This window comes from Acinetobacter sp. GWC1_38_13 (assembly GCF_001767535.1).
Classification (GTDB): Bacteria; Pseudomonadota; Gammaproteobacteria; order Pseudomonadales; family Moraxellaceae; genus Acinetobacter; species Acinetobacter junii.
On sequence record NZ_MELG01000047.1, the window covers coordinates 11212 to 11501 of the forward strand.

General features: G+C 36.6%; 1 protein-coding gene. It reads left to right on the forward strand.

Annotated features, from left to right (window positions below; genetic code table 11):
- Nucleotides 1-240, forward strand: a 240-nt coding sequence (locus A2003_RS04745; RefSeq protein WP_286686880.1) for a DUF2946 domain-containing protein, incomplete at its 5' end; no start/stop codon positions are given.
- Nucleotides 241-290: the final 50 nt, after the last annotated feature.

The following is a 290-nucleotide window of genomic DNA, read 5'->3' on the forward strand; positions in this document are numbered from 1 at the left end:
GATTCTCATTCTGATCAGCACCATCACGATCTTAATCACCAATGTCCTTTTTGTTTCTTTTATGGACACTTAGTTGCACCACCCACACTTGGGATTAAAGAAGTATTCGTGCGTGTACAAGTCCGATACTTGCATTTGTATCAAGTATTTATTGGTTTCTTCTTTTCACTACAACGTCTATTTCTCATCCCTCAAGGTCGAGCCCCGCCCTCTAAGTTCTCAATGTATTCATTTATTTAATCAATTATTGAGAATGTGAGTTTATCTATGCTTAATCATTTTTCTTTTGC